21 protein-coding genes and 1 pseudogene are annotated in these 25,939 nt (G+C 73.1%); 12 read left to right on the top strand and 10 right to left on the bottom strand.

From position 1 onward, the window contains the following. Positions 1 to 260 precede the first annotated feature (260 nt). Entirely contained in the window at positions 261 to 1,673 is a 1,413-nt protein-coding gene (locus ACH45E_RS24670; RefSeq protein ID WP_361451551.1) for an MFS transporter, read from the top strand. Here ACH45E_RS24670 and ACH45E_RS24665 read toward each other — a convergent pair. From ACH45E_RS24665 to ACH45E_RS24650, 4 genes are all read right to left on the bottom strand, one after another. Continuing rightward, positions 1,567 to 2,658, bottom strand: coding sequence for an AsnC family transcriptional regulator (locus ACH45E_RS24665; protein WP_361451554.1), 1,092 nt, complete (start codon positions 2,656 to 2,658; stop codon positions 1,567 to 1,569). The genes ACH45E_RS24670 and ACH45E_RS24665 overlap by 107 nt on opposite strands. 47 nt (positions 2,659 to 2,705) lie before the next feature. Continuing rightward, positions 2,706 to 3,161, bottom strand: coding sequence for a TerB family tellurite resistance protein (locus ACH45E_RS24660; protein ID WP_361451557.1), 456 nt, complete (start codon positions 3,159 to 3,161; stop codon positions 2,706 to 2,708). A 136-nt stretch (positions 3,162 to 3,297) separates the two neighbouring features. Further along, positions 3,298 to 3,705, bottom strand: a complete 408-nt coding sequence (locus ACH45E_RS24655; protein ID WP_361451560.1) for a DUF6114 domain-containing protein — start codon at positions 3,703 to 3,705, stop codon at positions 3,298 to 3,300. After that, a complete protein-coding gene (locus tag ACH45E_RS24650; protein WP_361451563.1) occupies positions 3,705 to 4,367 on the bottom strand; it encodes a DUF6230 family protein in 663 nt (220 codons plus the stop codon). The genes ACH45E_RS24655 and ACH45E_RS24650 overlap by 1 nt, the downstream gene beginning before the upstream one ends. A 612-nt stretch (positions 4,368 to 4,979) precedes the next feature. Here ACH45E_RS24650 and ACH45E_RS24645 point away from each other — a divergent pair. Then, the gene (locus ACH45E_RS24645; protein WP_361451566.1) at positions 4,980 to 5,636 is read left to right on the top strand and encodes a Tat pathway signal sequence domain protein; all 657 of its coding nucleotides are present in this window, start codon (positions 4,980 to 4,982) and stop codon (positions 5,634 to 5,636) included. Between the two features lie 19 nt (positions 5,637 to 5,655). On the opposite strand, the gene ACH45E_RS24640 is transcribed toward ACH45E_RS24645, so the two are convergent. Next, a complete protein-coding gene (locus ACH45E_RS24640; protein ID WP_361451569.1) occupies positions 5,656 to 6,612 on the bottom strand; it encodes a lytic polysaccharide monooxygenase in 957 nt (318 codons plus the stop codon). Positions 6,613 to 7,057: 445 nt separating this feature from the next. On the opposite strand from ACH45E_RS24640, the gene ACH45E_RS24635 reads away from it, so the two are divergent. Genes ACH45E_RS24635 through cyc2 form a run of 3 tightly spaced genes read left to right on the top strand, consistent with a single transcriptional unit; the run spans position 7,058 to position 11,150 of the window. Continuing rightward, the gene (locus ACH45E_RS24635) at positions 7,058 to 7,705 is read left to right on the top strand and encodes a ScbR family autoregulator-binding transcription factor (RefSeq protein ID WP_361451572.1); all 648 of its coding nucleotides are present in this window, start codon (positions 7,058 to 7,060) and stop codon (positions 7,703 to 7,705) included. 22 nt (positions 7,706 to 7,727) lie between these two features. Next, the gene (locus ACH45E_RS24630; protein WP_361451575.1) at positions 7,728 to 8,939 is read left to right on the top strand and encodes a damage-control phosphatase ARMT1 family protein; all 1,212 of its coding nucleotides are present in this window, start codon (positions 7,728 to 7,730) and stop codon (positions 8,937 to 8,939) included. Positions 8,940 to 8,990: 51 nt separating this feature from the next. After that, entirely contained in the window at positions 8,991 to 11,150 is a 2,160-nt protein-coding gene (cyc2, locus tag ACH45E_RS24625) for a germacradienol/geosmin synthase Cyc2 (protein WP_361451578.1), read from the top strand. A gap of 8 nt (positions 11,151 to 11,158) precedes the next feature. On the opposite strand, the pseudogene ACH45E_RS24620 reads toward cyc2, so the two are convergent. Beyond that, positions 11,159 to 11,443, bottom strand: a pseudogene (locus ACH45E_RS24620) (hypothetical protein); the annotation flags it as partial. A 288-nt stretch (positions 11,444 to 11,731) separates the two neighbouring features. Here ACH45E_RS24620 and ACH45E_RS24615 point away from each other — a divergent pair. The 4 genes from ACH45E_RS24615 (at position 11,732) to ACH45E_RS24600 (ending at position 15,291) form a co-directional block, all read left to right on the top strand. Further along, on the top strand, positions 11,732 to 12,319 hold the full coding sequence (locus ACH45E_RS24615; protein ID WP_361451581.1) for a PDZ domain-containing protein: 588 nt from the start codon (positions 11,732 to 11,734) through the stop codon (positions 12,317 to 12,319). Positions 12,320 to 12,584: 265 nt separating this feature from the next. Further along, positions 12,585 to 13,712, top strand: a complete 1,128-nt coding sequence (locus ACH45E_RS24610; RefSeq protein WP_361451584.1) for an aminopeptidase P family protein — start codon at positions 12,585 to 12,587, stop codon at positions 13,710 to 13,712. Positions 13,713 to 13,779: 67 nt separating this feature from the next. Beyond that, positions 13,780 to 14,724: an aminoglycoside phosphotransferase family protein gene (locus ACH45E_RS24605; RefSeq protein WP_361451587.1), complete on the top strand. Its 945-nt coding sequence runs from the start codon at positions 13,780 to 13,782 to the stop codon at positions 14,722 to 14,724. Between the two features lie 135 nt (positions 14,725 to 14,859). Beyond that, entirely contained in the window at positions 14,860 to 15,291 is a 432-nt protein-coding gene (locus tag ACH45E_RS24600) for a hypothetical protein (protein ID WP_361451590.1), read from the top strand. A 9-nt stretch (positions 15,292 to 15,300) separates the two neighbouring features. Here ACH45E_RS24600 and treZ read toward each other — a convergent pair whose 3' ends face one another. Continuing rightward, entirely contained in the window at positions 15,301 to 17,049 is a 1,749-nt protein-coding gene (gene treZ / locus ACH45E_RS24595; RefSeq protein WP_361451593.1) for a malto-oligosyltrehalose trehalohydrolase, read from the bottom strand. Positions 17,050 to 17,224: 175 nt separating this feature from the next. On the opposite strand from treZ, the gene ACH45E_RS24590 reads away from it, so the two are divergent. From ACH45E_RS24590 to ACH45E_RS24580, 3 genes are all read left to right on the top strand, one after another. After that, a complete protein-coding gene (locus ACH45E_RS24590) occupies positions 17,225 to 17,776 on the top strand; it encodes a DUF1707 and FHA domain-containing protein (RefSeq protein WP_361451596.1) in 552 nt (183 codons plus the stop codon). Between the two features lie 204 nt (positions 17,777 to 17,980). Beyond that, on the top strand, positions 17,981 to 19,300 hold the full coding sequence (locus tag ACH45E_RS24585; RefSeq protein ID WP_361451599.1) for a M14 family zinc carboxypeptidase: 1,320 nt from the start codon (positions 17,981 to 17,983) through the stop codon (positions 19,298 to 19,300). Continuing rightward, positions 19,297 to 19,719, top strand: coding sequence for an SSI family serine proteinase inhibitor (locus tag ACH45E_RS24580; protein WP_361451602.1), 423 nt, complete (start codon positions 19,297 to 19,299; stop codon positions 19,717 to 19,719). Before ACH45E_RS24585 ends, ACH45E_RS24580 begins: the two co-directional genes overlap by 4 nt. Positions 19,720 to 19,761: 42 nt before the next feature. Here the strand turns inward: ACH45E_RS24580 and ACH45E_RS24575 are convergent, their stop codons facing one another. The 3 genes from ACH45E_RS24575 to glgX all read right to left on the bottom strand — a co-directional run bounded on the left by ACH45E_RS24575 (position 19,762) and on the right by glgX (position 25,784). Continuing rightward, a complete protein-coding gene (locus ACH45E_RS24575) occupies positions 19,762 to 21,012 on the bottom strand; it encodes a M14 family zinc carboxypeptidase (protein WP_361451605.1) in 1,251 nt (416 codons plus the stop codon). 183 nt (positions 21,013 to 21,195) lie between these two features. Continuing rightward, positions 21,196 to 23,562: a malto-oligosyltrehalose synthase gene (gene treY / locus ACH45E_RS24570; protein WP_361451608.1), complete on the bottom strand. Its 2,367-nt coding sequence runs from the start codon at positions 23,560 to 23,562 to the stop codon at positions 21,196 to 21,198. Between the two features lie 104 nt (positions 23,563 to 23,666). Beyond that, positions 23,667 to 25,784: a glycogen debranching protein GlgX gene (gene glgX, locus ACH45E_RS24565; RefSeq protein WP_361451611.1), complete on the bottom strand. Its 2,118-nt coding sequence runs from the start codon at positions 25,782 to 25,784 to the stop codon at positions 23,667 to 23,669. Positions 25,785 to 25,939 lie beyond the last annotated feature (155 nt).

Genomic DNA, 25,939 nt, shown 5'->3' with positions numbered 1-25,939 from the left:
ATCACTCATGCCCACCCCTACGGCTCAGCCCGCCCTCGACCACACGAACCTACTGGCCTTCGACCTTGACCAAACACATAGGGGCACCCCCCCGCCGACCGAGCGACGCGGGTGCCCCCGGACGCCGGGCGCACCCGCGTCGTGCTCGACGGCTGTGGCTGGTTGTGAGTTTTCGCCGTGCCGGGCGGCCCTCATGGAAGAAATCCACCAGCCGCGGCCTCTCGCTGGAGCCCTCCCGCCCCGGCGCCGACGCTCGTTCCATGACCACCGAACGCATACAGACCCCCGTCGCGCCGCCACCGCCCTGCCGGCGGCGTTGGTCCGCGCTGACCGCCCTGCTCCTCGCCGAGGCGATGAACCTGCTGGACGCGACCGTCGTGCAGGTCGCCGCCCCCGCCGTGCACGCCGGTCTGGGCGGATCGGTGTCGGACATCCAGTGGTTCTCCGCCGCCTACACCCTGCCGTTCGCGGTGCTGCTGATCACCGGCGGCCGGCTCGGCGACATCGCGGGCCGGCGCCGCCTGTTCGTCCTCGGCGTCACGGCGTTCACGCTCGCCTCACTGGCCTGCGCGCTGGCGCCCACGGCGGGCGTGCTGATCGCCTTCCGCGCGGTGCAGGGCGCGGCGGCGGCGATGATCATTCCCCAGACCATCGGGCTGATCAAGGCGATGTTCGTGGGGGAGGAGCTCTCTCGAGCCCTGGGCAGCATCGGCCCGGTGATGGGCCTCGCCGCCGTCTGCGGGCCCGTCCTCGGCGGCGTACTGACCCACGCGGACCTGTTCGGGTCCTCCTGGCGCGCCGCCTTCCTCGTCAACGTCCCCGTGTCCCTGGTGGTGCTGGCCCTGGCCTCCCGGCTGCCGGAGAACCGTGCCCCGCGCCGCCCCGCCCTCGACCCGGCCGGCACGGCGCTGGCGGCGGCCGGCACCGGTCTGATCGTCCAGCCGCTGATCGGCGCGGACGTCACGCGCCTCGCGGGACGGAGCTGGGCGATGCTGTCCGCGGGCCTGCTCCTCGTCGCCGTCCTCGCCCTGCACCAGCGCCGGGTGGCGGCGGCCGGCCGCAGTCCCCTGCTGGAGCCGACCCTGTTCGCCCGCCGGGGCTTCCCGGCCGCCCTCGTCACGTCGGCGTCCTTCTTCGCGGTGACGAACGGGCTGATGACGGTGGTCGTCCTGCAACTCCAGCTGGGCGCCCACGCAGGCGTGCTGGCCTCCGGTCTGAGCCTGGCCCCCTGGTCGGCCGGCCTGGCGGTCGCGTCGTGGCTGGCGGGCGCGCGGCTGGTACGACGGTACGGGCGGCGCGTGATGCCGTACGGGCTCGGCGTCCTGCTGACCGGCCTGCTCGCCGCCTGCGCCGGATACCAGGCGGCGGAGCCGGGCGCGTATCCCGAAGCCCTGCTCCCCGCCCTGGCGCTCATCGGCGTGGGCGCGGGCCTGTTCACCCCGGCGTTCTTCACCCTCGCCCTGAAGCCGCTCGCGCCCCAGGAGATCGGTTCGGCCGCGGGCCTGCTCAACGCGGTGCAGCAACTCGGGGCGACCCTCGGCGTCGCCGTCCTGGGCAGTGTCTACCTCAACGCCGCCCCGGCGCCGCACGCGGCCGAGGCGGCGTGCTGGGTGGCGGTGGGACTGGTGGGCGTGAGCTGGGTGGCGAGCCGGCGGGTGACAGCACAGGCATAGCCGCGGGGCTGCCGGCCTTCAGCGTCCGCAGCACGGGACTCGTCTCCAGCGCACGGATCTGCCGCAAGGCCCCCAGCCGCCGCGTCAGATACCGGTGCAGGTCCGCCGGGTCCCGGCACAGCGCCTGCGCCACCAGATTCGTCGGCCCGGTGGTGGCCGCCACGAAGGCCAGCTCGTCGTGGGCCGCCAGTTCCTCTGCCACCGCCTCCAGGTCCGCGGGCCGCACCGACATCCACAGCAGCGCCCGTGTCCGTACCCCGAAGAGCCCGGCATCCAGCTCCACGTCGAAGAACAGGCCGCCCCCGGCGCGCAGTTCGGCCAGCCGCCGCGCCACCGTGGCCGGCGACCACCCGGTACGGCGGGCCAGTTCACCGATAGCGGCCCGCCCGTCCTCCTCCAGGGCGGCCAGCAATTCCGTGTCCCCGGGGCCGGGTCGGCGGGCATCGCCGACATCGGCGTTCTCGGCGCCTTCGCCGTGCTCCCGGCCCTCCGCGCCGTCGAGCAACGCCCGCTGCTGATCGGCGTCCAGCGTCTGCGCGCCGGGCCGCCAGTTCACGGGCCCGCCGAGATAGGTGTGCAGCACACAGTGCGCGGCCACCGCGGTGATCCCACCGGTGCGTGGAATGTCCCGCAACAGCAGCGAGCTGCCGGCGGTGTCGTCCGTGGGGGCGTGGATGATCGCCGTGATCTCGGTCCCCCCGGAGGTCAGCTTCACCCACGAGGTGTCAGGCCGCCGGACCAGTGCCTGAGCGATCGGCTGCGCGGACCGGGCCGCCGCGGTGAGCCGGACCAGCCACTGGGTCCGCCCCGCCCGGTGCGGGTCGGCCAGCCCGACGACCCGCAGCCCGGCCTCGGTCCGCAGCCGCCGGTACCGTCGGGCGACCGTCTGCGCGGAGACGCCGAGCACTGTGGCGATACGGCTGAACGGCGCGCGCCCGTCGACGTGCAGGGCGTGGACGAGGGCACGGTCGAGGTCGTCGAGCATGCCCCCATCCTCGCGGACGGCCCCCCGGGTGGGGCGCCTTGCAGGGCTCAGAGATCGAACTCGTGCGGCGGCAGCTCCAGGGTGAAGCACGCCTCGCGGACCACCGCCTGCTCGGTCTTGTCGAAGTCCCCGTCCGCACCGCCGATGACGATGCCGATCTGGATGACGGCACGCGCCTCCGCGGGCTTCTTCTTCGCCTTGGCGATCTCCTGGAGCACGCTGACCTTGCCGAAGGCGAAGTCGGTGGTCAGCTTGTTCAGATTCTCCTCGAAACGGCGCCGCAGGTCGTCCGCGGGGAAGTTCTGCAACACCTCGTTGGTGGCGATGAGCTGGGCCACGCGCTGCCGCTCGGCCGGGTCGATCGTCCCGTCGGCGGCCGCCACGAGCGCGCACATGGCCATGCTCGCGTCGCGGAAGGCACCGCTCTTCAGATCGTTCTTCTTCGCCACCAGCTGGGTCTGCATCGTCGACGCGGACTCCTTGACGCGGTCCCACAGGGCCATGCGAACTCCTCGGACTGATCGGCACGTACGAATCGACTGCTTCTACAACACCGCAGAAACTCGTGCGTCGGCCGAAAAGTTCCGGTGAGGTTCCGGCGAGAGGATCCGGGTCCCTGTGCCGTTGCCGCCCCCGGGGTCAGGCGACCTCGGCCGGCGTCTGCCGCTCCTTCTGCTTCCGCTCGCGGCGCTTCACGCGGGGTTCCTGGTCCGGGAGCCAGCCGAAGGTCACGCAGCTGCCGGTGACGCCGAGGACGAGGCCGACGATGAAGCCGCCGAGGTTGGAGGTCATCCAGCTGCCCAGGGAGAGCAGGACGCCGGTGATGGAGTAGAAGATGCGCTGGGCGGGGCTGAAGAGGATCAGCAGGCCGAGGATCAGCATCAGAGTGGGCAGGAGATACCCCGCCAGGCCCTGCATGCCGACGTGCAGGATCACCGGAAGCGGTGCCTTCATGGTCACCAGGATCTCGGCGCCACCCAGCACGAGCAGCAGGCCGCCCACGAACGGACGGCCTCCTCTCCACGCCCTGAAGCGGTCCCGGTCCATCACGGGCAGCCGTCGCTGGAGAACTTCATGTGCAGGTTGGGCAGCTTGAAGACGGCCGCGGTGGCCGCGTAGTTGCGCTGGTACAGGTGCGTGATGGTGACCTTGTCGGCCTGCTGGCTGTAGACGCCCGCGGGGCCCTTCTGGTCGACCTTGTCGAGGGTGCTGGCGTCGCGGCCGATCTCGATGTTCTTGAAGGAGGCGTTGCCCGTGATGTCGTCGGAGTCGATCGACAGGTTCGACACCTTCACCGGCTTGGACCCGGTGCCCGCCGTGAGGACGAGCTGGATGCCGCCGAGGTCGACGCTCTGGCACATGTTGGTGAGCGTGCCGTTCTTCACCACCGAGGTGACGACCAGCTCCTGACCGCCGGTGTCGCCGGCGTTGGGGCTGTTCTCGATCATGTTGTCCAGGCCGCCGTACTGGGCGAACCCCGTGCCGTCGAGCCGGTCGGCCTTGACCACGAACGGCATGCCGGAGATGGCGAACTGGACGCCCAGTGCGCCCTGCGCGGTGAGGATCGCGAGTCCCGCGGTGACCGCGGCGGCGGGGACCGCCATCACCGCGGCCCGGCGCAGCCGGACCCGCCCGCGTCTGGTCGCGGAACCGCTTTCGGGGTTCTCGGGGGTGTTGTCGTCGGACGAGAGGTCCGGGGACGAGGCCATGTCTGCTCCCATGGGCATAGTCATGCGGGTCGGGCTTGTGGCGCGTTGTCCTGGCGCGGACATCGACTGCCGCGCACGCCTCCTCGCACTCCCGGCGATTGCAAGGGCTTTCACGTTACGCAGCAGTAGCCGCCCAGGAAGTTACCGGGGGTTACATGAGGGGTCAAGGGAGTTGTGAAAAAAGAGTGTCGATTATGCGTCGTCTCCTTTCAAGAGCGGTAACTCCCTTGATCGACCTTGACGTTGACTGATCCTCAGGTCTACAACTGCCCCTGGCTCAACCGGATCCGTGGCGCCGGATCCACCGTGCGGCACCATCGGTCCTCTCCAGGGGTGCTCCCGGCACGGGACTCCACACAGACCGCCCCGCGCAAGCGCGGTCCCGGCACAGGCCTTTCCCCGCCCCAGGGGCATACGGCTCGTGCCCGGCCGCCCTCATTCGGCCCGGCCGGAAGCCTCCCCCCGAGGCTCTCGGCCGGTGTCCAGCCGCCGCTGCCGGTCCGTCACGTACGGAGAAGGCGTGCACGGACCGGCAGCGGCCGGCGCCCCAAGGCGCCCCCCAACCCCCCACCTCACCCTCACCAGCCCCCCACTCGGAAAAGAGGCACCCTCATGCGCACCCGTACCCTCGTCACCCTCGCCGGAGCCGTCGCCGCCCTCGCGCTCCCGCTGGCCGCCGTCCCCGCCTCCGCGGACGGCACCGCCGTGCTCACCACCGGCAGCGCCGGCGGCACGGCGGTCGCGGTCGGTGACGTCCTCACCGCACCGCTGGCGAGCGGCACCTCCGCCACGCTCTACTCCAGCGCGACCGGCACCAGCGGCGTCAAGTGCACGTCGTCGCAGTTCACGGCCACCGTCAAGGACAACCCGGCCGCGCCCGGCACGGCCACCGAGTCGGCCGGCGCGCAGACCTTCGACGCCAGCAGCTGCACCAGCAACGTCCTCGGCGTCACCGGCGTCAGCAGCATCACGGTCGACAACCTGCCCTACACCACCACCGTGGCCTCCGGCGGCTCGCTCACCGTGACCCCGGCGAGCGGCTCGACCATCCAGACCACCGTCAAGCTGAAGACGCTGCTGGGCTCCATCACCTGCGTCTACCAGGCGCCCAGCCTGACCGGTACCTCCGACAACAGCGACAACAGCATCAACTTCACCAACCAGCAGTTCACGAAGACCTCCGGTTCCTCGCTCTGCTTCTCCAGCGGCTACTTCACCGCGAAGTACGCCGCCGTCACCGACGCGGGTGCCCCGGTCTTCGTCAACTGAGCTCAGACAGCCGAGGCGTTCAGCGCCGACGCAGACGCACAACCAAGGCGGCGCCCCCGGTGAGCACCAACACCGCGGCGGCGCCGCCCGCCAGTAGCGGCGCGGAGGGCCCGGAGCCGGCGTCGGTGGTGGAGGCCACCGGGGTGCTGTCGGCGGCGGTGCCCTCGGTCCGGGAGGCGCTCGTCTCCTTGCCGGATGCCGCCGCGGCCGTCTCTCCGGCCGTCCTCGTGGCCGTCGGCCGGCCGGAAGCGCCGGCCGGCGACCGGGTCGCCTTCCCGGTCGGCGCGCCGGCCGAAGCCGGAGCCGAGGGCGGCGAGGTGGCGGCCTTGCCCGCCTTCGCCTTCGGGAACACCACGTCGGAGCACGAGTAATAGGTGTCCGGCGTACTGGTGTTCTGCCAGATCGTGAAGAGCACGTGCCGCCCCGTCCGGTCCGACGGCAGCTTGGCCCCGATGTGGTACGCGCCGTTGGTCAGCGCCGGGTCCGTGACCTGGGCGAAGGGCTTCGAGGGCAGGTCGGACCAGGTCAGCGGCTTGGACGGGTCGTAGCCGGGCTTGGTCAGATAGAGCTTGAACGTGCCGGCGTGCGGGATCGTCGAGGCGTACGTCGTCGTCAGCCCGGCGCCCGGGGTCAGCCGGGTCGACGGCCAGTCCGTACGGGCCAGGTCGAGGCCCTTGTAGGCGGCCAGGCCGCCGCTGCACAGCTTCCCGTCCGCGATCACCTGCCGGTCCCGGCCGCCCACGCCCGCCACCCGCAGGTTGTCCCACATCGTGAAGGGCGCCCCGTTGGCGTTGACAGCCGCCCGGCACGCCGCCGAGCGGGCCGCGCCGCCGTCGGGGGAGCAGGCGTAGACCCGGCTGACCGGATCCGTCGGCGCGCCGTGCGCCAGGGCCGGCCCCGCCGCGCACAGCGACAGCAGGGCAGAGGCCGCCACGGCGGCTCCCGTGACCCTCAGGTGTGCGGTCATCCGACTCATCGCAGGACGTCTCCTCGGCCGGCGCGGCAACGGGTATGTCCCGTGCAGTACGGGAAACGGGCCGCCGGCGTTCAGTTCGCCCCGTCGGGTAACGATCCGCCGCCCTACAGGGCCGGTCGGTGTGTGCACGCACCGACCGGCCCGTCCGTTTGAGGTCCCATTGAGAACCGCCCGACCTCCTCGTATCGTGGAGATCACGGGCGCGGGGGCCCGGTCGTTCGCCCAGTCCTCCGGATGACGGCAAAAGCCTAGGGAGGGGCCGCAATTGACATCGTCCGGTTATTGACCTTCACAGGCGCCGGATGGCCGCTTTCAGGGCTTGCACGGGCCGGTCACCGAGTCTGCACATATCTGCTCTGCTGCCGCAGGGTGAGTTATCGTGTGCGGGGGGTAAAAAACAAACGGCACGCCCCGTACGTTTCTGACTTCAAGGAGTGTCCCGTAGATGGCGAGGCAGTTACGCGCCGAGCAAACCCGGGCGACGATCATCACCGCCGCGGCCGACCTGTTCGACCGTCACGGCTACGAATCGACCAGTCTGAGCGACATCGTCGAGCACGCCCGGGTCACCAAGGGCGCCCTCTACTTCCACTTCGCCGCCAAGGAGGATCTGGCGCGCGCCATCATGGAGTTGCAGGCCCAGGCGTCGCGGCAGGTGGCGAGGGAGGTGGAGAGCCGCGGCTGCTCCTCGCTGGAGTTCCTGATCCGCGCCACGTTCGGGGTCGCCCGGCTCGCGGTCGAGGACCCGATTCCCCGCGCGGGACTCCGCCTGGCCACCGCGGACGTGGCCGTCCGGCCGCCGCTGAAGCACCCGTTCTCGGAGTGGCTGGACCTCTCCACCCGCAAACTCCTCGGCGCGGTCAGGGAATCCGATCTGCACCCGGACATCGACGTGGACGCCGCCGCCCACTCCCTGGTGTACTTCTTCGTCGGCACCCGGGTCGCCGGCCGCTCCCTCGACCCCGACGGACGGCTGCCCCGCAGGGTCGCCGAGATGTGGCACCTGATGATCCGGGGAATGGTGCCGGTACCCAGGCGCGCCCGCTATCTGACCCTCGCCACACAGCTGGAACGGGAAACCAGGACCGCCTGATCCGCGGGGTACGGTGGCGCCCATGCCCGACACCCCCGCCGCCCCCGTGATTCTCGGTGACGAACCCGGCTCCTTCCCGCGGAGCGTGCTGGCCGAGCGGCATCCCGCGATCATCCGACAGGTACGCGAGGCCTTCCCGTACGGCCCCGAGCAGCACCGCGCGCTGGACGCGCTGCTGAAGAGCTGCGCCGAGGGCGTCATCGAACCGCTGCCCGCCGACGCGCCCGACCGCGACCGGTGGCGTGCCTGGGGCGCGGACACCTGGACCGGCCGTTCCTGGTTCGACGTGCCCTGGCTGTGGTCGGAGAGCCACTTCTACCGCCGGCTCCTCGACGCCGTCGGCTACTTCGGCTCCGGACCCTGGGCGGGCATCGACCCCTTCCGGCCCTTCAAGCGCGCCGAACTCGACTCCGGGGAGACGGCCGAGGAACTGGCCGCGCTCGATGCCCTCGAAGACCTGCCGGCCGGTGAACGGGCCCGCGCCCTGCTGCACGGCTCGCTCTGGGGCAACCGCGCCGACCTCGGCTTCCGCCTCTCCGCCGCGGGCGCCGGGACCCAGGAAGCCGTCCCCGCCCTGGTGGCCGACGACAGCGAAGCCCTGTGGTCCCTGCTGCCCTCCTCCGGTACGGGCACGCTCTGCCTGGTCGCGGACAACGCCGGCCGGGAACTCGTCCCCGACCTGCTCCTGATCGCCCACCTCCTCGCCGAAGGCGATGTCACACGGGCCGTCCTGCACGTCAAGCCCTACCCGTACTACGTTTCCGACGCCACGACCGCCGACGTGGTGGACGCCCTGCGCCGGCTCACCTCGGCGCCGGGCGCGGCGGCCGTACACGGGCGGCGGCTGTGGGCGGCCATGGCCGACGGGCGGCTCTCGGTGCGCGCCCACCCCTTCTCCTGCGCCCCGCTGCCGTACGCGGACATGCCGGACGACCTGCGTGCCGAGTTCGCCGCCGCGACCCTGACCGTCGTCAAGGGCGACCTCAACTACCGGCGCCTGGTCGGCGACCGGCGGTGGCCGCCGACCACGCCCTTCCAGGACGTCACCGCGTACTTCCCGGGCCCGGTCGCCGCCCTGCGCACGCTGAAGTCCGACGTGATCACCGGCCTGGACGCGGACACCGAGGCCGCCCTGGTCGCCGCGGAGGAACAGCGCTGGCGCACCGGGGGCACGCACGCGCTGATCCAGGTCGGCCAAGTTCCCGGTTCCCCCGTCCTTCACGCGATGGTGTGATCATGTGCCGCCTCCCGGATGCCCGTTGGGGCCCCCGGGTAGGCCCCGGCCATGACGCAGCCGTTCGAACTCCCGCACTTCTACATGCCGTACCCCGCGCGGCTGAACCCGCACGTCGACGAGGCGCGCGCCCACTCGACCGCGTGGGCGCGCGAGATGGGCATGCTGGAGGGGTCCGGGATCTGGGAGCAGGCCGACCTCGAGGCGCACAACTACGGGCTCCTGTGCGCCTACACCCACCCCGACTGCGACGGCCCGGCGCTCTCACTGATCACCGACTGGTACGTGTGGGTGTTCTTCTTCGACGACCACTTCCTGGACATGTACAAGCGCACCCCGGACCGCGCCGCCGGCAAGGCGCACCTCGACCGCCTGCCGCTGTTCATGCCGCCGGACCCCGGGGCCGCCGTACCCGAGCCGGAGAACCCGGTCGAGGCGGGCCTCGCCGACCTCTGGGCGCGCACGGTGCCCTCGATGTCGGCAGCCTGGCGCAGGCGGTTCGCCGTGGCCACCGAGCATCTGCTGAACGAGTCCCTGTGGGAGCTGTCCAACATCGACGAGGGGCGGATCGCCAACCCCGTCGAGTACATCGAGATGCGCCGCAAGGTCGGCGGCGCCCCCTGGTCGGCTGGGCTCGTCGAGTACGCGACCGCCGAAGTGCCCGCGTCCGCCGCCGGGTCGAGGCCGCTGCGGGTGCTCATGGAGACCTTCGCCGACGCCGTCCACCTGCGCAACGACCTGTTCTCCTACCAGCGGGAGGTCGAGGACGAAGGGGAGAACAGCAACGGCGTGCTGGTCCTGGAGACCTTCTTCGGCTGCACCACCCAGGAGGCCGCCGACACCGTCAACGACATCCTCACCTCCCGGCTCCACCAGTTCGAGCACACCGCGCTCACCGAAGTGCCCGCCCTCGCCCTGGACAAGGGCCTCACCCCGGGCGAGGTCGCGGCGGTGGCGGCCTACACCAAGGGACTCCAGGACTGGCAGTCCGGCGGCCACGAATGGCACCTGCGCTCCAGCCGGTACATGAACGCGGGCGCCACCTCCGCCGCGCCCTGGCACGGCCTGACCGGACCGGGCACCTCGGCCGCCGACGTCGGCGCCCTGCTCGCCGCGGCGGCGTCAGAACGCCTGCGCGCGTACGCGCATGTGCCGTTCCAGAAGGTCGGCCCGTCCCTGCTGCCCGACTTCCACATGCCCTTCCCGCTGGAGCTGAGCCCGCACCTGGAAGGGGCCCGCACCGGACTGACCGCCTGGGCGCACCGGATGGGCATCCTCGAGGAGGGCGTCTGGGACGAGGACAAGCTCGCCGCCTGTGACCTGCCGCTCTGCGCGGCCGGCCTGGACCCCGACGCCACCCCCGAGGCGCTCGACCTCAGCTCCCAGTGGCTCGCCTGGGGGACGTACGGCGACGACTACTACCCGCTGGTGTACGGCAACCGCCGGGACCTGGCCACCGCCCGGCTCACCACGGCCCGGCTGTCGGCCTGCATGCCCGTCGCGGGCGAGCCGGTCCCCGTCCCGGCCGGCGCCCTGGAGCGCGGGCTGATGGACCTGTGGGCGCGCACGACCGCGGAGATGTCCCCCGATGAGCGGCGCGCCCTGAAGAGGGCCGTCGACACGATGACCGAGAGCTGGCTGTGGGAACTGTCCAACCAGCTCCAGAACCGCGTCCCCGACCCGGTCGACTACCTGGAGATGCGGCGGGCCACCTTCGGTTCCGACCTCACCCTGAGCCTGTGCCGCAGGGGACACGGCCCGGCGATCCCGCCGGAGGTGTACCGCAGCGGCCCGGTCCGCTCGCTGGAGAACGCCGCCATCGACTACGCCTGCCTCGTCAACGACGTCTTCTCGTACCAGAAGGAGATCGAGTACGAGGGCGAGATCCACAACGCCGTCCTCGTCGTGCAGAACTTCTTCGGCGCCGACTACCCGGCCGCGCTCGGGGTCGTGCACGACCTGATGACCCAGCGGATGCAGCAGTTCGAACACGTCGTGGCGCATGAACTGCCCATCGTGTACGAGGACTTCCGGCTCACGGCCGAGGCGCGTGAGGTCATGGACGGCTATGTCGCCGACCTGCGCAACTGGCTGGCCGGGATCCTGAACTGGCATCGGGCCGTCGACCGGTACAAGGCCGGCTACCTGGCCCGCCGCGCCCACGGCTTCCTCCCGGACCGGCCCCCGGCGCCCGCCCTGCCCGTCAGCTGAGCCGCCCGTCAGCTGAACTGCCGCACACGGTCCGCCGCGTGCTCGGTGGCGGCCCGTGCCAGCGCCCGGATCACCGGGTGCGGGTGCGAGCCGTCGCCGGACAGCTCCGGCTGGAAGAGCGTCGCCAGGAAGAACGGGTGTTCCTGTGCCGGGAGTTCGGCCATCCGGACGTGGCCGTCCTCGTCCCGGCCGGCGAAGCGCAGACCGTGCGCGCGCAGCGTGTCGAGGTGACGGGAGGGGCCGTACGCGCAGAAGTACCGCTCGACCGTGCGCCCGGAACCGATCACGGACTGATGCTGCTGCCGCGCGCGGCGGCCGACGGAGTGCCGGGCGCGGTGGCCGTCCGCTGACCGAGCCACGGTTCGTGCACCGCACGGAACTCCTGTACGCCGGGGCGCCGCGGGGAGCGGCGGCCGTGCTGGTGGAGCGGCTGACCGGAAGGGGCTGACGGGAAGGGTTGACGCACCGCGACGGCTATGACTTCCCGTCGTCGCCCCCTGTTCAGTCTCACTCGATCGTGGCTCGTCGCGCCCGGGTGCGCCGGGTAGTGCGCCTGGGAGCACACCAGCCGGAGGCGATCCATGGAACAGACTGCGCTGCGTCCCAAGCCGATCCCGGGCCAGAACTGGGGCCAGGAACCGGGCCAGGAACGGCGGGACGGCGGCCCCAGCGAGCCCACGCGGCGCCCGCACGCCACGCGCCGGCGCGGCCGGCCACCGCGGACCGTGCTGTTGGGCCTGTTCACCGGCGCCGTCCTGGTGCTGTCCGGCGTCGGGCTCGGCACGGCCGGCACCACCGCGATCGGCATGGGCAGGCTCGCCGAACCGCGGCGCCAGGCACCACCGCCCGGCCACCCGGCCCCGGCCGCGAGTTCGGCCGCCCAGGGCCCCGCCCGGGCGGTGCCCGCCGCCACCCTCGGCCTGGAGGTCATGGACGCCGGGAAGGCGGGCGCGCTGGTCGTCGGCGTCCACGTCCCCGGCCCGGGGTACGCGGCCGGCCTGGTGCGCGGCGACGTACTCCTCCAGGTCGGCAAGACCCGTGTCGGCACGGCCGCCGATCTCGTCCGGGCCGTCGCCGTGATGCGGCCCGGCGCCCGGGTCACCCTCACGGTGCGCCACCGCGGCGGCGGCTCTCAGCAGCTGACCGCCGTACCGGGAGTGGTCACGTGAGCGCCCGTACGGGCCCCAGCGGCATGCTCCGGCGGCCGACGGCGGCCAGGCGGACAGCGCAGTCGGCCCCCTTCCGGCGAGGTGGCCGCCCCGGCGGCGCACCACGACTGACGGGCGAGGAGCGAGCGCTCGTTCGAATTCGGCGCGGAAGGGCACGCCGCTTCGCCCGCGGGACCCCGTAACCGGCTCGCGTCGCCCTCCGGGTCCGGGCAGGATGCTCCCGTGGTCCCATGCCCAGCAGGTTCCCGCGTTCACGGAGGCCCGGATGACCGGTAGTACGCCCGCGCCCTTCACCGCCGACGACTACAGGGCCCGCATGGAGCGCGCCGCGCGCGCCGCCGCCGACGCCGGGCTGGCCGCGCTGCTCGTGGCGCCCGGCCCGGACCTGGTGTGGCTCACCGGCTACGCGCCCACCGCGGTCACCGAACGGCTCACCGTGCTCGTCCTCGCCCCCGGCCGGGACCCCGTGCTCGTCGTGCCCACGCTGGAGGCCCCGGACGCCCAGAAGGCACCCGGCGCCGCCGCCCTGACCCTGCGGGACTGGACCGACGGCAAGGACCCGTACGCCGTCACCGCGGGCCTCCTCCCGAACGGCGGCCGCTTCGGCATCAGCGACAACACCTGGGCCCTGCACCTGCTCGGCCTGCAGAGGACACTGCCCGGCACCTCCTGCGCCGCCCTCACCGACGCCCTGCCCATGCTCCGCGCCGTCAAGGACACGGCCGAACTGGAACTGCTGGCGGCGGCCGGGGCGGCCGCCGACGCGACGTTCGAGGAGATCCGCCAGGTGCCCTTCGCCGGCCGCCGGGAGTCCGACGTCGGCCACGACCTCGCCGGCCTGCTGCGCCGGCACGGACACTCCCAGGTCGACTTCACCATCGTCGGCTCCGGCCCGAACGGCGCCAACCCGCACCACGAGGTCGGCGACCGCGTCATCCAGCGCGGCGACATGGTCGTCCTCGACTTCGGCGGCCTGAAGGACGGCTACGGCTCCGACACCACCCGCACCGTCCACGTCGGCGAGCCCACCGACGAGGAACGCAGGGTCCACGACGTCGTGCGCGCCGCCCAGGAGGCCGGCTTCCGCGCGGTGCGGCCCGGCATCCCCTGCCAGGACGTCGACCGGGCCGCCCGCGCCGTGATCACCGAGGCGGGATACGGCGAGTACTTCATCCACCGCACCGGCCACGGCATCGGCGTGACCACGCACGAGCCGCCCTACATGATCGAGGGCGAGGAACAGCCCCTCGTGCCCGGCATGTGCTTCTCCGTGGAACCCGGCATCTATCTGCCCGGCCGCTTCGGGGTGCGGATCGAGGACATCGTCACGGTCACCGAGGACGGTGGCCGCCGCCTCAACAACACCACCCGCGAGATGGTCATGGTGGACTGAGAGAACGTGGACCGAGAGAACACAGCGGGTACCCATCGACAGATCCCGGGACGACGACGGCGCGACCATGACCCAGGCACCGACACCCACCGCGGACACCGTCCGCCGACTGGTCCGTTCGCTGCTCAAGGAGAGCGCGGAGGGAGCCTCCGGGCCCGACGTGCGGCCCGTCGCCGAGGGCGGTGAGCACTCCACCTGGTGGGTCGGTGCCCGCCACGTGCTGCGCCTCGCCCCCGACCGCGAGGCCGCCGTCCGCCAGCGCCGCGAGCTGCGCCTGCGCGACCTCGTACGCCCGCATCTGCCCGTCGCCGTCCCCACCAGCGTCGCCCACGGCGAGTGGGCGCCCGGCCTCACCTACACGCTCGACACCAAGGTGCCCGGCGGCACGGGGGAGGAGCACGACGTCTCCGCCGTCGGCGAGGCCGACCTGGCCGGGCTGCTCACCGGGCTGCGCGAGGTGCCCGTACGGCAGGCCGAGACACTCGGCGTCCCGCGCACCGCCCCGCGCTCCCTGGAGGCACTGCGCCGGATGGCCGCGCACGCGGCCGAACGCCTCGGCGCCGCCGACGAGTTCGATCCGGCCCGGATGGCCCAGCTGGCCCCGCCCGCCGCGGCCCAGCTCGCCGCGCAGCCCGGTACGGCGGTCCTGGTCCACCACGACCTCAGGGGTGAGCACCTCGTGATCAGCGCGGACGGGCGGGTGCGCGGCATCCTCGACTGGACCGGCGCCGTCGTCGGCGACCCGGCCGAGGACATCGCCTCCCTCGCCCTCGCCGTCGGCTCGCCCGCCGCCGTCCGCGCCGCCACCCTCGCCGGATACAGCGCCCGCCCCTGCCTGCGCGGCCTGTGGCTCGCCCGCTGCGACACCGTCATCCGCCTCACCGACCGCGTCGAGGCCCGCGACACCGCCCCCCTCCCGCTCCTGAGGACCCAGCTGCGGCGCGCCTGGGAGGCGATCCTGCTGGAGCGGGTGACGGAGTTCAGGGAGGACGGGGAGGAAGAGGGGGCGTAGAAGTCCGTGGTCCGCCCGCGCGTGCCGGGCTGCGGTCGCGACGCCGGCGGATTCGGGTGAGGCTGGCAGGGAGCGTGGCCGGCCCCGCACGGGCGGTGTGCGTCGGCGACCGCGCCGGACAGAAAGGCGAAGGCCATGGCAGCGACGCCAGACAAGGTGCGGCAGGGGCGGGACCGGTACGACAGCGGCGCGATGATCACCGGGCTGCCCCTGTTCGCCGGAGCGACGCTGATGCTGAGCGGCCCGCTCAGCATCCTGCTGGGCGTGACCGGCATCGCACAGGACACCCTGTTCTCCTCGCCCCGGTACGTCTACCGGTTCGACCTGACCGCCTGGGGCTGGCTCCACCTCGCCATCGGACTGGGCCTCGTCGTCGCCGGCATGGGGGTGCTGCTCGGCAGGGGCTGGGGGCACGGGGCCGGCATCACGATGGGGGCGCTCAGCCTGATCACCCAGTTCATGTTCATTCCGTACTACCCGGTGTGGTCCATCATCGTGATGACCCTCGACCTCCTCATCGTGTGGGCGCTGAGCAGATCCCTCCTCGAAACCAGCGGCGGCAGGTGAAGCACCGCGTCACTCCTGTGCCAGCACCACGCACGACTCCCCGGGCACCTGGAGCAGCCCGTCCCGGCCGGGTGCCTCGACCGGGTCCCACGCGGCGAGGACCTCGGCCGGGCGGGTGCCGAGCGGGACCGCTGCCCGATCCTTGCCCAGGTTGACGATCACCCGGACGTCCCCGCGCCGGAAGGCCAGCCAGCGGGCCCGGGCGTCGTACGCCACCTTGGTGTCCGCGAGATCGGGGTCGGTGAGGTCCGGCTGCTCGTGGCGCAGGGCGACGAGCCGGCGGTACCAGGCCAGCACGCGCGCGTGGGGCTCCCGCTCGGGCTCCGACCAGTCCAGGCACGAGCGGTCCCGGGTCGCCGGGTCCTGCGGGTCGGGCACGTCCTCCTCGGCCCAGCCGTGCGCCGCGAACTCCCGCCGCCTGCCCTGCCGCACCGCCTGGGCGAGTTCCGGATCGGTGTGGTCGGTGAAGAACTGCCAGGGCGTACCGGCCGCCCACTCCTCGCCCATGAACAGCATCGGCGTGAACGGCGCGGTCAGGGTGAGCGTGGCGGCACAGGCCAGCAGGCCGGGGGAGAGCGCGGCCGAGAGACGGTCGCCCTGGGCCCGGTTGCCGACCTGGTCATGGGTCTGGCTGTAGCCGAGCAGCCGGTGCCCGGCCGTGCGCGCACGGTCCAGCGGGCGGCCGTGGTGCCGGCCCCGGAAACCGGAGTAGGACCCGTCGTGGAACCAGCCGCCCGTGAGCGTCTTGGCGAGGGCCGCGAAGGGGTCGCGCGCGAAGTCGGCGTAGTAGCCCTGGGACTCGCCGGTCAGCGCGGTGTGCAGGGCGTGATGGAAGTCGTCGTTCCACTGCGCGTGCAGGCCGAGGCCGTGCTCCGCGCGCGGGGTGATCACCCGCGGGTCGTTGAGGTCGGACTCGCCGATCAGGAACAGCGGCCGGTCCAGCTCGGCGGCCAGACAGTCCACGGCCGCCGACAGTTCCTCCAGGAAGTGGCACGCGCGCGTGTCGCGCAGCGCGTGCACCGCGTCCAGGCGCAGCCCGTCGATCCGGTAGTCGCGCAGCCAGGCCAGCGCGCTGCCGAGGAAGTACGCGCGCACCTCGTCCGACCCGGGCGCGTCCAGGTTGACCGCCGCGCCCCACGGCGTGTGGTGCGTCTCGGTGAAGTACGGCCCGAACGCGGGCAGGTGGTTGCCGGACGGGCCCAGGTGGTTGTGCACGACGTCGAGGACCACGCCCAGACCGAGTTCGTGCGCCCGGTCGACGAACCGCTTCAGTGCCTCGGGCCCGCCGTACGGCTCGTGCACCGCCCACAGCGACACCCCCTCGTACCCCCAGCCGTGCCGCCCCGGGAAGGGGCACAGCGGCATCAACTCGACGTGCGTGACGCCCAGCCGCACGAGGTGCTCCAGCCGCCCGGCCGCCGCGTCCAGGGTGCCCTCGGGGGTGTACGTGCCCACGTGCAGCTCGTACAGCACCGCACCGGGCAGCCCGCGACCCGCCCACGCCCCGGTGCGCCACGCGTACCGCCCGTGGTCGACGACCGCGCTCGCGCCGTCCGGGCCCTCGGGCTGCCGCCGCGAACGCGGGTCGGGCAGCACGGGACCGTCGTCCACCGCGAACCCGTACCGCGACCCGTCCGCCGCCTCCGCCTCACCGGTCCACCACCCGGCCCGCCCTGGATCGCGCTCCAACGCGCGCGTGGCGCCGTCGCAATGGAGCGTCACACGGTCTGCCTGCGGTGCCCACACCTCGAACTGCACGGGACGGTTCCCCTTCGTCTGCTCACCGTGATGTAGCCCGTCCATCGTGCTGCAAAACGCGATCAGCCCGCCTTCCCGTCCGCGCTTTCCGGGCGGGTGTCGCCGGAAGTACGCGCGCGGCGGCCGTTTCCCCGTTTTCTGGACACCCGGGGTTCACTGACCGACAATCACGAGCGTGACGTCGTCTTTCGAGTTCTCCACGTATCCGGCGCGGCTGTCCGACGCGGAGCGCGACAAGGCACTGCGGGTGCTCCGCGACGGCGTCGCCCTGGGCCGGCTGTCCCACGACACGTTCGTGCGCCGCATGGAACTGGCGCTCGCCGCCCGCCGCTCGGACGAACTCGCCGTCCTCACCGCCGACCTGCCCCAGGAGAACCGCCTCACGCGCGCGTTGTTCGGCGCCGTCGAGGCGGCCTCCGGCTTCACCGTACGGCTGCGCCGGGCCTGGCAGGCCGAGCGGCTGCCCAAGCTGCTCCTGCCGCACCCCGACAGCACCCACCCGCTGCGCATAGGCCGCGACCCCGCGAGCGGCCTCAGGCTCAATCACGAGACCGTCTCCCGGGTGCACGCCGAGCTGCGCCGCCAGGGCGGCATGTGGGTCCTCAGGGACCTCGGCTCCACCAACGGCACCACCGTCAACGGACGGCGGGTGACCGGCGCCGCCGTCGTCCGCGAGGGCGACCAGATCGCCTTCGGCCGGATGGCCTTCCGCCTCGCCGTCCACTGAGACCGGACCCGCCTGAAACCCGGCCCGCCCGGGGCCGGCTCCGCCGTAAACCCCTCCGATGGCCGAAATCCGGCTGCCTCACGCGGTGTTGACGTACCCCCCGAAGTCGTGACTGACTGTGCGTACATCATGCACATGATGTGAACTGCCGGCACCGCACAGTGGAGGTGTGCTCCCCTGCCCCCACTCCTGAGCTACCCGACCGTGGACGAACTGGGCGCCCGCGCGGCGGCGCTCGTCGCCCGCAGTCCCGGAGCCGCCCGGCTGCGCCGCGTCGGGACCTCCCGCGCGGGCACACCCTTGTGGCTGCTCTCCGTCGGCCACGGCGGCCGGCACGTCCTGGTCGTCGCCGGACCGCACGCCAACGAGCCGGTGGGCGGCGCCACCGTCCTGCGCCTGGCCGAACGGGCGCTCGCCGACCCGCGGCTGACCGAGGGCGCCGACGCCACCTGGAACCTGCTGCTGTGCCTCGACCCGGACGGCTCGCGGCGCAACGAGGACTGGCTGGCCGGGCCGTACACCCTGCGGCACTACTTCCGGAGCTTCTTCCGGCCCGGCTTCCTGGAGCAGCCCGAATGGCTGCCCGACGGCGCCGCCGCCGTCGCACTGCCGGAGACCCGCGCCCTGCTCGATCTCCAGGACGAACTGCGGCCCTTCCTCCAGTGCTCGCTGCACGGCGTCGACGTCGGCGGCGGCTTCGTGGAACTGACCCGCGACCTGCCCGGACTCGCCCCGCGCGTCGCCCACACCGCCGCCCGCCTCGGCATCCCGCGCGAACTCGGCGCGTACGACACCCTGTTCTGGCCGAACGTCGGACCCGCCGTCTACCGGATCCCGCCGCCGCGCCGCGCCGGCCTGGCCGCGGCCATCACCGAGGCGGCCGTCGAGTCGACCTGGTTCCACCCGCACCGGTACGGCACGGTGACCGCGGTCGTCGAGGCGCCCATGTGGGGCGTACGAGCCGTGGAGGACCCCTCCCCGCCCGCCGACCGCGACGCGGCGCTGCGCGCGGTCAGCCGCACCCTGCGCCAGGACACCCGGCTCCTGGAGGGCATCCTGTGCCGCATCCGGCCCCAGCTGGCCGCCGCCCCGGACGCGGCGCGCCTGCTCGCCCCGGTCGACGACTACCTGCTGGTCTGCCCCGGCCTCGCCGACGCCTGGGACCCCGACACCGGCGGCGCGGGCCGGCTGCCCCCGCTCAGCACCGCCCATCTGGCGGCCCTGCGCATCGCCGGACGGCGCCTGGCCCTCAGGACGGCGGGGCTGCTGCACCGGGTGGTGCGCGGCACCGGGCACGACCCGGCGGGCGCGCTGCCCGACCTCGACCGGCTCCTCGACACCTGGTGCGCGGACTACGGCGACCGGTACGGGGCCCGCTGGATCCCGGTCGCACGCCAGGCCGAGTACCAGACACGCGTCGTACTGAGCGCGTTCGAACTGGCCCAGCGGTACGCGCGCGCGTGCTCCCGTTCGGGTGAGCCGGGCTGGGGTGCGCAGGCCGCCGTGCCGATGCACCGGGAATGACGCACACCACCAAAGCGACAGCGGTACGAGGCGCCCTGCTGGCGGCGGTCGCCCTCCTCGCCGCGGGCCCGGCATCCGCCGCGACCACGCCCCGCGGAGCCGGTCAGGCCGACTGGCTCTACCTCACCGTCACCCACGGCGACGCCCGCGCCGGCGACACGCGCGGCACCCTGCTGCTGTGCGACCCGCCGCGGGGACACGCGCGCGCGGCGGAGGCCTGCGGCGAACTCACGACGGCGAAGGGGGACATCCGCGCCATCCCGCAGAAGCAGAACGTGTTCTGCCCGATGATCTACGCCCCGGTGACCGTCCGCGCGGGCGGGGAGTGGCACGGCCGTCCCGTCGACTACCGGGAGACGTTCCCGAACGCGTGCGCGATGGGGGCGCGGACGGGGGCGGTGTTCGCGCTGGACCGCTGAGCGCGCGGAGCCGGTCGGGGTGGCGTGCGGTCGCCGGCGGCCTCACGCCACCCGTTCGCGCGCGTGCAGCGCCGCCGCGAGCACCGTGCGGGACTGGTGCTCGACCTGGTGCTCCAGGGGCACCCAGCGGGCGCGGAAGCGCTCGGCGAAGGCGTCGCACCAGGAAGCGACGAGCCGTTCCAGCCGGGGCGCCGCCCGGTCGTCCGCCTCCCGCAGCACCCGCAGCAGCATCGCCGCCGCCCGCAGCGGCAGCCGGCGCCCGAAGGCGTCCACGCTGCCGACGTACGCCATCGTGGTGCCGGCGGGCGGCGTGCCGGCCCAGTCCGCGGCCAGGCCCGGCACCACCTCCAGGACCCACCTGGCCGCGCGCAGCAGGGGCACGTCGGTGTCCCCGAGCCGGGGCAGGACCTCGGCGAGCACCCGTTCCACCTCCAGCGCGTCCCGCAGCAGCCGGCCCGCCAGCCGCCGCATAGCCGCCGCCGGGGCGGGGTGCGGCGCCGGGTCGTCCACCAGGTCGCTGGCCCACATCGGCACCTCCACCACCGCCGTCAGCCCGCCGTAGCGGTGGACGCGGTACCAGGTGCTGCGCCGGGCGTCGTCCGGCATGCTCGGGTAGGCGAGGCCCGAGCCGGGGTCGGGCATCACGTGCACGCCGGGGCCCGAAGCGGGCCAGCCCGCAGCGTCCGCCGCACCCGTCTCCACCGGTATGTGCAACTGAGCCGCGGACTTGGCGAACGGCTCGGCGAGCCCGGGCACGTCCCTGGTCAGCTGCACCCAGCTGCCGCCCAGGTCGGTACCGTGCAGCGTCACCTGCAGATAGGGCCGCAGCTCGTCGATCACCCCGGTCAGGGCCCGGGTCTCGGGCGGCAGCCGGTCGGGCGGCAGGACCGACGGCGACCACTCCGGCTGTTCGGGCTGCGCGGGCCGGTAGAAGCCGCGGTGGTAGTCGAGCAGGCTGCGCGGTGCCGGGGTGACGTGCAGGCTCGCCCCGTCCGGGTCCGCGCACAGCAGGAAGTGCCAGGAGGCGTCGGCTCGTAACTCCCGTTCGTGCAGCACCCGTCGGGCCAGCGAGAGCAGCGTGGAGCCCCCGGTGGGCTCGTTGGCGTGGGCGCCGGCGACCACCAGGACGGCCCGCGTCCGGTGCCCCACGGACAGCAGGTGCAACGGTCTGCCCGCCCGGGACAGGCCCACCCGCCGCAGGGCACACACGCCGGGCTCATGGTCGGCCAACGCCGCGGCGGATGCGACCAGTTCGGCAACACTGGGGTAACGCAGCTCCGGCAGAGGACTCACCCCCGACTAGTCCGCCCGGCTTCGCCCTCCCAGTGCCGCACGGCATAGGTGAGCTGTCAAGCAGATGGAGGGGGAGGCAGGGGGAGGCTCCAGGGGGCGCCCGGGGGCACTCGAGCGCGCTGGTGCGGCCGCACACCTGCGCAACCTGACCGCCTGCACTCGCGTGCCCCCCACCGGCGCCGCTCAGTCCTCCCCGGCCCGCTCCAGCAGCGCCACCGGCAGCGGCGCGAACAGGTCCGCCACGCGCGCGTGCCCCTCGAACCGCCGCTCCGGATCCAGTACGTCGGCCCACCGGCCCGGCGGCAGCGGCAGCCGGGTGTCGCCCCAGCCACCCGCCTCGGCCAGCCGCAGCGGGAGCCGGGTGACGGCGGTGACCACCTGACCGGAGCGCGTGAAGGCCAGGCAGTGGTCCGCGGCTGTGCCCTCCGCGGGCAGCGGCGCGTACGCCGCCCCGGCGCCGAAGACGTCCGGCCGCCGGGCGCGCAGCCGCAGTGCCGCCGCCGTCAGCATGCCCTTGTCCCCGCTCGGCATGGACGCCTCCGGCGGGAACCGCACCGGCCGCCGGTTGTCCGGGTCCACCAGCGCCCGGTACTCGTCCTCCGTGCCCTGGTAGAGGTCCGGCACGCCCGGCATCGTCAGATGGACCAGGGCCGTCCCCAGGACGTTGGCCCGGATGGGTGCCTGAAGGGCGTCCCGGAGGGCGGCCACGCGCTCGCCGGGCGCCCCGCACGGCCCTGCCGCCACGAACGCGGCCACCGCGTTCTCGTACGGCGGCTCCTGCTCCGTCCAGCTGGTGTAGAGCCCGGCCTCCCGGGCGTGTTTCAGCAAGGCCTGCTGGACGCGCCCGGTGTCCGCCGGGCCGAGCCCGAACACCGTCTGCCAGGCCGCCCAGGCCAGTTGCCCGTCCGGCACGGCCGCGCCCCCCTCGGGGGTGAGCTCCGCGAGCAGGCCCGCCCAGCGCTCCGGGCACTCGGTGAGCACGGCCAGCGCCGCGCGCACATCGGCGCTGCGCTTGGTGTCGTGCGTCGAGACCACGGTCCCGGTGGCCGGCCAGTCGCGCTGCACGCGCGCGCAGTACGCGTGGAAGTCCTCGGGGGACACGCCCGGACTGCCCGGCTCGCCGCCCACCTCGGTCGCCGACAGCAGCGGCACGTAGCGGTAGAACGCGGTGTCCTCCACGGCCTTCGCACGCAGCGCCGACGCGGTCTGCGCGAACCGCGCGCGGAACTCAGTGAGCACCGGATCCACACCGGCCGGCCCGAGCAGCAGCCCGCGCACCAGGTCGACCACCTCGCCCTCCTCGGGCACGACGAAGGCCCGCCGGGCCTCCTCGGCGGCCTCCTCGGTGACGACGTCGACCGCGTCCCCGGAGACGTACGGCCGGTACACCCGCAGCCGCACCAGCAGTTCCTCCAGCGCTGTGCGCAGCGCCCAGGGAGCGCGGTCGCGCAGCGCGGGGTCCGCCGAGCCCGCGCACAGCCGGCTCGCCACCCGGGTCAGCCGGTCCGTCTCGGCGGCCAGCTCGTGCGTGAGCACCTTGTACGCGGCGCGCCGGGCCGTGGCCGCCCAGTTGCCGCCCCGGTCGGTCTGCGGGGCCGCGAACCGCCGGTAGAGCACGGCCAGCTCGTCGGCCCCGGCCGGATCCGTGAACAGGCCGTCGACGTGCCTGAGGGCGTCGTAGCCGGTGGTGCCCGCCACGGGCCAGGAGGCCGGCAGGTGCTCCCCGTCGGAGAGGATCTTCTCGACGACCGTCCAGCGTCCGCCGGTCGCCTCGTGCAGCCGCCGGAGATAGCCGTCGGGGTCGGCGAGGCCGTCCGGGTGGTCGATCCGCAGGCCGTCGACCACGCCCTCGCGCAGCAGCTGGAGGATCTTGCCGTGGGTGGCGTCGAACACCTCCGGGTCCTCCACCCGCACCCCGATCAGCTCGGAGATGCTGAAGAAACGCCGGTAGTTGAGCTCGGTCCGGGCCAGCCGCCACCACACCGGCCGGTACCACTGCGCGTCCAGCAGCCGGGGCAGCGGCAAGTCCTCGGTGCCCTCGCGGAGCGGGAAGGCGTGGTCGTGGTAGCGCAGGACGTCGCCGTCGACAACCAGATGGCCCAGTTCCTCACCGACCGGGCGCCCGAGCACCGGCAGCAGCACCTGCCCGCCCTGCGCGTCCCAGTCGATGTCGAACCAGCGCGCGTACGGCGACTTCGGCCCCTCCCGCAGCACCTCCCACAGGGCGCGGTTGTGCCGCGGGACCATGGCCATGTGGTTGGGCACGATGTCCACGACGAGGCCGAGGCCGTGCCCGCGCGCGGTCGCCGCCAGCGCCCGCAGACCCTCCTCGCCGCCCAGTTCCTCGCGCACGCGCGCGTGGTCCACGACGTCGTACCCGTGCGCGGAGCCCGGGACGGCCTCCAGGACGGGGGACAGGTGCAGATGCGAGACGCCGAGGGACGCCAGGTACGGAACGGCCGCCGCCGCGGCCGCGAAGGGGAAATCGGGCTGCAGCTGAAGCCGGTAGGTGGCCGTCGGCACCGCCGGGTCGGGTCGATCGGATGTCATGGAGACCTACGTACCCAACCCGCAGCCTTTAGTGTCACCGCTTCCGCCCCTGCCCCGCCCCCGAGCCCGCCCCAGGCGTGCCCGGGGGCCCTGCGCCCACCGCCCTAGGCGGGCCGCTGCAGCACCGTCATGCTGCGGTCGGGCAGGGTGAGCCGGTCGCCGGCCTGGATCTTGGCGTCCGTGCCCGGGGGTGCCCCGTCCGTACGGGCCGTGTCGACCACCACCTGCCACTGCCGTCCGTGGTTGACCGGCACCACGAACTGAAGCGGCTCGGGCGAGGCGTTGAACATGAGCAGGAAGGAGTCGTCGGAGATGCGCTCCCCCCGCGCGCCGGGCTCGGAGATCGCGTTGCCGTTGAGGAACACGGTCAGCGCCGAGGCCTGCGCCGAGTCCCAGTCCCGCTGGGTCATCTCCCGGCCGTCCGGGGTGAACCAGGCGATGTCGGACAGGTCGTCGTGGGTGCCCTCCACCGGACGCCCGTGGAAGAAGCGCCGCCGGCGGAAGACCGGGTGCTCCTTGCGCAGCCACACCAGCGCGCGCGTGAACTCCCGCAGCCCGTCGGCGCCCGTCCCGGCCTCGGGCCACTCCACCCAGGACAGCTCGTTGTCCTGGCAGTAGGCGTTGTTGTTGCCGCGCTGGGTGCGCGCGAACTCGTCGCCGTGGCTGATCATGGGCACGCCCTGGGACAGCATCAGCGTCGCGATGAAGTTCCGCATCTGCCGCCCGCGCAGCGCCAGCACCTCCGGATCGTCGGTGTCGCCCTCCGCCCCGCAGTTCCAGGACCGGTTGTGACCCTCGCCGTCCCGGTTGTCCTCGCCGTTGGCGCGGTTGTGCTTGTGGTTGTAGGAGACCAGGTCGTGCAGGGTGAACCCGTCGTGGCAGGTGACGAAGTTGATCGAGGCCAGCGGGCGCCGCCCGTCGTCCTGGTAGAGGTCCGAGGAGCCGGTCAGCCGGGAGGCGAACTCCGCGAGCGCCCGCGGTTCGCCCCGCCACAGGTCGCGGACCGTGTCGCGGTACTTGCCGTTCCACTCCGTCCACAGCGGCGGGAAGTTCCCCACCTGGTAGCCGCCCTCGCCCACGTCCCACGGCTCGGCGATCAGCTTCACCTGGGAGACCACGGGGTCCTGCTGCACCAGGTCGAAGAACGACGACAGCCGGTCCACCTCGTGGAACTGCCGCGCCAGCGTCGCCGCGAGGTCGAAGCGGAACCCGTCGACGTGCATCTCGGAGACCCAGTACCGCAGCGAGTCCATGATGAGCTGGAGCACGTGCGGGGACCGCATGAGCAGGGAGTTCCCGGTGCCCGTGGTGTCCATGTAGTAGCGGGGGTCGTCCGTCAGGCGGTAGTACGAGGGGTTGTCGATGCCCCGGAAGGACAGCGTCGGGCCGAGGTGGTTGCCCTCCGCGGTGTGGTTGTAGACCACGTCCAGGATGACCTCGATCCCGGCCTCGTGCAGCGCCCGGACCGCCGACTTGAACTCCAGGACCTGCTGACCGCGGTCGCCCCAGGAGGCGTACGCGTTGTGCGGGGCGAAGAAGCCGATGGTGTTGTAGCCCCAGTAGTTGTTGAGGCCCATGTCGACCAGACGGTGGTCGTTGACGAACTGGTGTACGGGCATCAGCTCCAGGGCCGTCACCCCGAGCTCCGTCAGGTGTTCGATGACCGCCGGGTGCGCGAGCGCCGCGTACGTGCCGCGCAGCTCCTCCGGCAGGCCGGGGTGGCGCATGGTCAGGCCCTTCACATGGGCCTCGTAGATCACCGTGTGGTGGTAGTCGGTGCGCGGCCGCCGGTCGTCGCCCCAGTCGAAGTACGGGTTGACCACCACCGACGTCATGGCGTGCGGCGCCGAGTCCAGGTCGTTGCGGCTGTCGGGCGAGCCGAAGTGGTAGCCGTACACCTCCTCGCCCCACCGGACCGCCCCGCTGACCGCCTTCGCGTAGGGGTCGAGCAGCAGTTTCGCCGAATTGCAGCGCAGCCCGCGCGCGGGGTCGTACGGTCCGTGCACCCGGAACCCGTACCGCTGCCCGGGCATCACGCCCGGCAGGTACGCGTGGCGCACGAACGCGTCGCTCTCCCGCAGTTCCACCGCCGTCTCCGAGCCGTCGTCGTGCAGCAGACACAGCTCTACTCGGTTCGCGGATTCGGTGAAGACCGCGAAGTTGGTCCCGGCGCCGTCGTACGTGGCGCCGAGCGGATACGCCTCTCCAGGCCAGACCTGCATGGATACGACTCTCCCAGGTGTGCCGCGCGGCCGGGACTGCCTTGCCCCCCGAGTCTCCCGGAAAGTGATGGAACCACCTATGACTTACGTCCCTCTTACCGTGCGACCAGTGCATACAGCGAAGTGAGTGAGCCCGTATGCCGAAACAGTGGGGC

The organism is Streptomyces sp. NPDC020299, assembly GCF_044387825.1.
Taxonomy (GTDB): domain Bacteria; phylum Actinomycetota; class Actinomycetes; order Streptomycetales; family Streptomycetaceae; genus Streptomyces.
Note: the sequence above shows the minus strand (reverse complement) of the source record. Positions and strands in the feature narration are given on the sequence as shown.